This window comes from Pseudomonas sp., from assembly GCF_035497915.1.
Lineage (GTDB): Bacteria > Pseudomonadota > Gammaproteobacteria > Pseudomonadales > Pseudomonadaceae > Serpens.
Window position 1 is genome coordinate 40,599 of record NZ_DATJCS010000052.1, and the last position, 6,500, is coordinate 47,098.

Sequence of the window (6,500 nt, forward strand, 5' to 3'; positions counted from 1 at the left end):
ACTACCTGAAGGAGACCGAGCCGTTGCGGATTCTGCATCACCGCGCCATCAGCGCAAACACGCCCCAGCCCAGGTATTCGCGCGTGTACGTGGCATAACGCACGGGTTCCGAGGTCAGCTGGGCGCGAACCTCGCTCGCCAGCTCGTCGCCGGGATTGGCTGCCAGCCAGCGGCGCATGGTGAGCCACTTGGCCGCCTCGTATCGGTCCCAGCCGTCCTGGTCGGCCAGCACCATTTCCACCACGTCGTAGCCCAGCTCGCCGAACGACGCGAGCAGCTCTGGAAGCAGGAGAAAGTCGGCAATCGCATTCGCCTGACAGCCCTTGGCCACATCCTCCGTGGGCGGCAATTGCCGCCAGTAGGGCTCGCCGATGAGCATGATCCCTCCGCGGCGCAGGCTCCGCGCCAGCAGCTCGAGGGTGCCGGCGACGCCACCGCCGATCCAGCTCGCCCCGATACAGGCGGCCACATCGACCTTCTCGTCACAGACATAGCCCGCCGCATCGCCATGGATGAACGTGACTCGATCGGCCACGCCCAGCTCTACGGCACGGCGCTTCGCCTGCTCGCTGAACAACTGGCTCAGGTCGATGCCGATGCCGCCCACGCCGTGATCGCGCGCCCAGGTACAGAGCATCTCCCCCGAACCGCTGCCCAGGTCAAGCACCCGGGCCCCCTGTTCCAGACGCAGCGCCGCGCCGAGCGTGGCGAGCTTTTCGGGGGTGATCGGGTTGTGGATGCGGTGAGCGCTTTCCGTGATGTTGAAGATGCGCGGGATGTCCATGGGCAGATTCCTTACGGGGTCTCACCCGCCAATCGTTGGGCTTGGTCTTCGCGCAACTGGCGCAACGCCTCGAGATTCTTGTCCAGCACACCATCGGGCTGGATGGAGTCTCGGTACTTGCCGGCCTCTTCGAACGACTTCTCGGCCCCTGCAAGATCGCCAAGTTTCATCTGCAGCCAAGCGTAGTTGTTATGGTAGAGCCCCCTCTGCGGATCCGCCGCGATCAGCGCCTGGTAGCTTTCCTTGGCGGCCTCGGCCTTGGCGAGACCTTCCGCCGCCAGCTTCACCCGATCAGCCTCGGCGAGATCCGGATTCTCCGACTGCTGCAGCAGTGCCAGCCCGTCCCGCGACAGCGCTATCGCCTCATTCAGATCACGCTCCGCCTGGCTGCACGACGCGAGCAGGAAGGTGATGGCAATCACAAGATACTTCTTCAAATTCGAACGCACAGATCCTCCATTTATCCAGTCCAAGTTCAAACCTCATCTCGACTTGCCAAGCGCCAAGGCGCACTGTTCTGAAACAGTGCGCAATTTATGGGCTTCCCATCATTGAGGCAAGGATAAATCGCTGTGCCCCGGATATGAGACAGCCCTTTCCGGTTGTGCAGAGCATTGGCGTGCTGCAGCAAGTCGCGACCCTCGCGGTTGCCGAATTTATTGCCCGGAATAAATAACCAGCAAGAGCGCAATAATGCCGGGAGCAGCCTGTATAAACAGGATCTTGCGGCTCGCTGTCATTGCGCCATATATGCCGGCGATGATGACGCAGGACAGAAAGTAAACTTTGAAATCATATCCCGCTGCGCCCTGGATAACGCCCAGCAACAGGCCGGCGGCGATGAAGCCGTTGTAAAGCCCCTGGTTCGCGGCCAGTACCTTCGTGATCGCCGCCTTCTCTCTGGATTGGCCAAAGGCCTTGAGACCTGCCGGTTTTTCCCAAAGGAACATTTCCAGTACCAGAAAATATACGTGAAGCAAGGCTACAAAAAGCACGGCCAGATTGGCGGTTATTATCATTGTTATACCTGTTGCTCGTTAGGGGGAGTGTTGTGCTGCCTGTTGTTTTGCTCTGATTTTAAAGGCAGGCAAACGTCCGGCGTAGAGTGTGGAAAATATTACCGCTGCATACAGGGAGGCAAACAGCATCTTCACTCTTCAGCCTCACCCAGCAACCGGAGTGTGCGCGCGTCCGGCTGTCCGGCAAAGAAACGTTTCAGCGCAGCGCCGAAAACCGGCCCGGCGAGATCGGCACGGGCGAACAGCGTCATGCAGGAGCGGAACTTCATCGCATCCAGCTCACCCAGCACCGAGGCGGCCCCGGCGGCCTGATGCGCCAGCATGACTGCAGTGGCCTCGTGCAGCCGCTGGCCCAAGAGCGGATGCGCCAGATAGGCACGAGCCTCGGCCAGCCCGCTCAGGCCGTAATAGTCGGCGTTGGCGCTGCTGCCCAGCCCCTTGAGCTGAGGAAACACGAACCAGATCCAGTGCGTCTGTTTCCGGCCGGCACGCAGCTCGGCCAGGGCCGTGGCGTAGGAGGCTTCCTGGGCCTCGATGAACCGGGAAAGACTGAGCGCATCGGTATTCATGGGGAACTCCGCAGGGTTTGCTCGCCATATGCTGCCTTTGACCAGCGCCGAATCTCGGCGACCTCCGCCGGGGTGAGCCCAAGCAACGCCAGGAAGTTCGCATGCTCGTCCGGATCTTCACGCTCGAATTCAACGTGCCACAGGTGCATGGCTTCTTCGTCGAACCCTGCACGTCGCAACAGTGCAACCCACGACGCCTTGTCCCAATGCTGCCGACCGTTTCGGATGTCGGGAGCCGCGAGCAGATGTGCGAGAAGGCGCTGTTGCGTGCGGATACGCTCCACTTCCTGGCTGAGACCGAGCAGACGCTTCTCCAGTAGCGCCATGGGCCCGGTGCCTCCGCGCAAGGCTGATTCATCGGACGGCGAGAGAATGATGCGTATGTCGGCCAGCGCCAGACCGGACCCTCGCAGGCGGCGAATGGTGAGCAGACGATCCAGCTCGGACTCGCCGTAGAGGCGGTAGCCGGCCGGGCTACGTGCATAAGGGGCCAACAACCCGACGGACTCGTAATGCAGGATCGAGGATCGCGCCAGCCCGACGCGTTTGGCGAGCTGGCCGAGTGTGAATGTGTCCCTGCGTGCGTGGCTCATAACGGTAGAGGCTGGCGGTCGGACGGCGTGAAGTGCGCCTGCGCCGCCACCGAGTTCAGGGTTTCGTCGCTGTAGTGGCGCGCCAGGACAGGGCGCGCACCACCGACCAGATCGGCGTTGGCTGCAAGAAAGTCCAGCCAGGAGAGTGTCCTATCGGTGGCGCCGCCCTGCGCCATCAAACGAACCAGCGCTTCGGAAAGGGTTCGGTTGTACTTCCCCGGGACACCCAGATGAGTCGCCAGCCGGGCGATGGCATCACAGGTTTCCGACACCGCCTCTTCCCGCGGACGACGCTGGAGCAGCAGCCAGGCTGCGCGAATGTGGCCCAGGTGGTCAAAGCCCGCTGGCGGCATGCTGGAATCCAGAAAGGCTGCAAGAAACTGGTCGTCGGACATCGAATTCGGGTCGGTCATGGTGTGCTCCTGTGGAAGGGGAGCGTCTAGCTTCGGGCCTACTATAGCCGGCAGGTCAAGCGGTCTATGCGGCGCGTAATGGCAAATTAGCCACTGCTCGTGCGGGTAAGCAGGCGATGAATTAATCCTCGATTTCCCTATCGCGGTCTGACCGTTGCTGGCTGCAATTTCCTGCCGCCAGCCCTGTCCACCCTGCATGGCCCATATGCGGAGGTGATCGTGGAAGGCATGTTTTTCAGTAGCGGAACAACGCTGATACGCACGCTGGTTGTAGGCGTGCTGGCCTATATCGGCCTGGTGCTGCTGTTGCGTCTGTCGGGGCGGCGGACGTTGTCGAAGATGAATGCCTTCGATCTGGTGGTGACGGTCGCGCTGGGCTCGACTTTCGCGACCATTCTGCTGAACCGCAATGTGTCGCTGGCGGAGGGCGTACTGGCGTTCGCGCTGTTGATCGGGCTGCAGTATGTGGTCACCTGGTCCAGCGTGCGGGTGGCGTGGGTGCGGCGCACGGTGACGGGCGAGCCGGCGCTGCTGTTCTATCGCGGGCGCTTTCTCGACGATGCGTTACGCGCGGCGCGGGTGACGGAAGACGAGGTGCGTGCTGCGGCGCGCAGTGAGGGGCTAGCAGCGCTGGATGGCATCGAGGCAGTGGTGCTTGAGACCGATGGCAGTTTCAGCGTGATCACCGATGGCGCAGGTGACAGCCGGTCCACACTGGCCGGGGTACATGTACCGGGGCCGGATGCAAAGGGCGTTTGAAGGCCGGGACACGGTCTGGCGGTTGTTGATCGATGCGTACAGGAGCTCGGGCGAACACGCCGGTCCGGTTGCCACGTGGCCGTGCCGCCAGCCCCGTTTTTCCCGCCAGCCCTTCAATGCGATTTCTAGCGATGAAAACCAGCCTCGACGGTCGACAGTGGCTCGATCAGCGCCGCTGCCGAGCAGCTGGGGATGCAAAATAAATCTGTCCCCTTTGTTTTCCTTTGTTTTCTTCGCCAATGGTCGCCGACTTAGCGCCTGGCTTGGCATGACGCCCCGCGAGTTCAGCAGCGGGGAGCGCCGAAAGCTCGGGCACATCAGCCGACAGGGCAATACCTATGTGCGCACCCTGCTGATCCATGGCGCACGGGTGGCGTTGCTGGCCGCGCAACGCCGTCAGGCGCGAACGCCGGAAAAACTCACTCGCCTGCAGCGCTGGAGCCTGGAAACCGCCGCGCGCATTGGCCACAACAAGGCTGCAGTCGCGCTGGCCAACAAACTGGTCAGGATCTGCTGGGCGGTGTGGTGCCACGAGCGGCGCTTCAGCGGTGACTGGCAGAGCGCAAGACCCGCCTGACGGCGGGAGTAATCAGTAGATGTGAGGTGCTTTTCGGGTGGTTGTGGTGAGCAGCGAAACTGTCGAAACAGGTGAGTCCTGCAGCGGAGCAAGGCCGATAACAATCATGATCCCGGTGATCGATTGAACGCTTGGCCCCCGCTGCGCGAACTACAGAATGGCCCGGACGAAACGCCCACTACAGGCCGGATATACGAATGCAACCGCACTGGCGACAGGATCAGAAAAAGCTTTCCTCACCGCTTGTAGGAAGAGTCCATATACGCATTGTTATACATTGAACTGCCCAAATATGGTCATTAGTGAAACTGAAAATACAAAAATTCCTATGCACCATACATAAGCTTCATTTCTAGATCCGCTCAGCCATTCGCGCTTAGGGTATTTCCCAAGCGTGAATGCTTTTACAAATGGCCAGCCGATGGCGTAAAAGAAAGTGCCCAGAATAAATTCCCCTACCACGTATCCTACGAAGCGGAGCATGAGGCCTAGTAGTTCTTCCATGAGTCAAACCCGTATAACGTTTTGTTAAAGGGCGGGCTTTAGCCCATCCCAGTGAGCGAAGCGAACAGTTTGAACCATTTGTTATGCACTAGCGACCATGCCGGCCATCAACTTTACCTTCGCAAAACCACGAAAGGGCTATATCTCCAATTTCATTTTCAACCTTTGAAATAAAATACTTAGTACTCAAGTCCTTTGGGTCTAAGTAGTCATCCGCCATCGATATCAATCTAACCCTATCAAGGCCTTTTATAAAAAAGAAAATTTGTTCCAGGTTGCATTCTTTGGCCACATCAGCACCTATCCGAAGGCTCAGTACTGAGCGCATTTCATTCGGACTCAAATCGAGATCGCTTAAGGTGCGAATATTTCTATTCATGAGCTGCATAACGCCCGCATAAGGGGCAGCAAAAGCTGTCCCAGCGAGTCTGCGAGCGACTTGATGCGTTTGTTATATGCAATTTTACACATCTTGCAGGTTTATCCGTGCCTCATACTCTAATTTTTCGTATTTTATAGGAATTTCTCTTTGAGCTTGTTGTAGAGTGCGAATGTACTCATTTTTTCCTAATACATCCCAGGCCAGATTACCCTCATATTCCGCCACGTCGTTTTCTGAAATATATTTAAGAATCTTAGGATGCTGAAAAAACAATTGATTAATACGCTGGTTCATTGCTGTCATGTTTTTCTGAAACTCAGCGCCAGTCTCGTGAGTCCAGTCAACATAGTAAATAGACTTATCGAATTCGGAATTTTTTATGTAGCCACCATTGCCGTCGTGACCAATTTGCTTGTGCGCTAAAATAGAAAATATATCCGAACCGCAGTTTAATGAAAGCGTATTCCCAGTGCTGTCTTTACCTAAGGAAAATTTCTCCCTCTTGTAATAAAGATTCAATATAAATAGCGCGCCTAAAGCTCGAAGTAGGTTGCCTAAATTGCCATTACTTAAACTTTTTGCGCGTTCATGTTTAACTGCCTGGTATGCTTTTTTCCAGTCTGACCCACTTGTGCCGCGCTTAAATGACTTATGTAAAGGGGTTAAGGACTTGTTGCTTTCATTTTCAAAATGAAAATTAGGAGAGCTTGGGATAATAATTTTTTTGCTAAGCTTCCACTTTTCGTCGAGAAATTTGAGGCAGTCCGTATCAAAGTACAGATCCCCTTCCTCTGGTGGTGTGATCTTGCCCAGAAGTCGTGGACACGGGTTTAAGTACTCATCCGGGCTTCGAAGGCTTCCGGGCTGACATGTCCCAGCGTGCTGTGGCGGCGCTGGCGG

General features: G+C 57.3%; 9 protein-coding genes and 1 pseudogene. 2 read left to right on the forward strand and 8 right to left on the reverse strand.

All coding sequences use genetic code 11. From position 1 onward, the window contains the following. Positions 1 to 37 precede the first annotated feature (37 nt). The 6 genes from VL129_RS16200 to VL129_RS16225 form a co-directional block, all read right to left on the reverse strand. Positions 38 to 784, reverse strand: coding sequence for an SAM-dependent methyltransferase (locus tag VL129_RS16200; protein ID WP_325414525.1), 747 nt, complete (start codon positions 782 to 784; stop codon positions 38 to 40). A gap of 11 nt (positions 785 to 795) precedes the next feature. Next, positions 796 to 1,206, reverse strand: coding sequence for a hypothetical protein (locus VL129_RS16205; protein ID WP_325414526.1), 411 nt, complete (start codon positions 1,204 to 1,206; stop codon positions 796 to 798). A 234-nt stretch (positions 1,207 to 1,440) separates the two neighbouring features. Next, positions 1,441 to 1,803, reverse strand: coding sequence for a DUF1304 domain-containing protein (locus tag VL129_RS16210; protein ID WP_325414528.1), 363 nt, complete (start codon positions 1,801 to 1,803; stop codon positions 1,441 to 1,443). A gap of 131 nt (positions 1,804 to 1,934) precedes the next feature. Next, complete coding sequence (locus VL129_RS16215; RefSeq protein WP_325414532.1) at positions 1,935 to 2,372, reverse strand: DUF1810 domain-containing protein; 438 nt, start codon at positions 2,370 to 2,372, stop codon at positions 1,935 to 1,937. After that, positions 2,369 to 2,965, reverse strand: a complete 597-nt coding sequence (locus tag VL129_RS16220; RefSeq protein WP_325414534.1) for a MerR family transcriptional regulator — start codon at positions 2,963 to 2,965, stop codon at positions 2,369 to 2,371. The genes VL129_RS16215 and VL129_RS16220 overlap by 4 nt, the downstream gene beginning before the upstream one ends. Then, complete coding sequence (locus VL129_RS16225) at positions 2,962 to 3,378, reverse strand: hypothetical protein (RefSeq protein WP_325414536.1); 417 nt, start codon at positions 3,376 to 3,378, stop codon at positions 2,962 to 2,964. Before VL129_RS16225 ends, VL129_RS16220 begins: the two co-directional genes overlap by 4 nt. A gap of 219 nt (positions 3,379 to 3,597) precedes the next feature. Between VL129_RS16225 and VL129_RS16230 the strand changes: the two genes are divergently transcribed. Both VL129_RS16230 and VL129_RS16235 read left to right on the forward strand, forming a co-directional pair. Then, positions 3,598 to 4,137, forward strand: a complete 540-nt coding sequence (locus tag VL129_RS16230) for a DUF421 domain-containing protein (protein ID WP_325414538.1) — start codon at positions 3,598 to 3,600, stop codon at positions 4,135 to 4,137. 232 nt (positions 4,138 to 4,369) lie between these two features. Next, positions 4,370 to 4,714, forward strand: a pseudogene (locus tag VL129_RS16235) (transposase); the annotation flags it as partial. A 592-nt stretch (positions 4,715 to 5,306) separates the two neighbouring features. Here the strand turns inward: VL129_RS16235 and VL129_RS16240 are convergent. After that, positions 5,307 to 5,606 carry a hypothetical protein gene (locus VL129_RS16240; protein WP_325414540.1) on the reverse strand — a complete coding sequence of 100 codons (300 nt, stop codon included), beginning with the start codon at positions 5,604 to 5,606 and terminating at the stop codon, positions 5,307 to 5,309. Between the two features lie 75 nt (positions 5,607 to 5,681). After that, the coding region (locus VL129_RS16245) for a hypothetical protein (RefSeq protein ID WP_325414542.1) at positions 5,682 to 6,500 on the reverse strand (819 nt) is incomplete at its 5' end.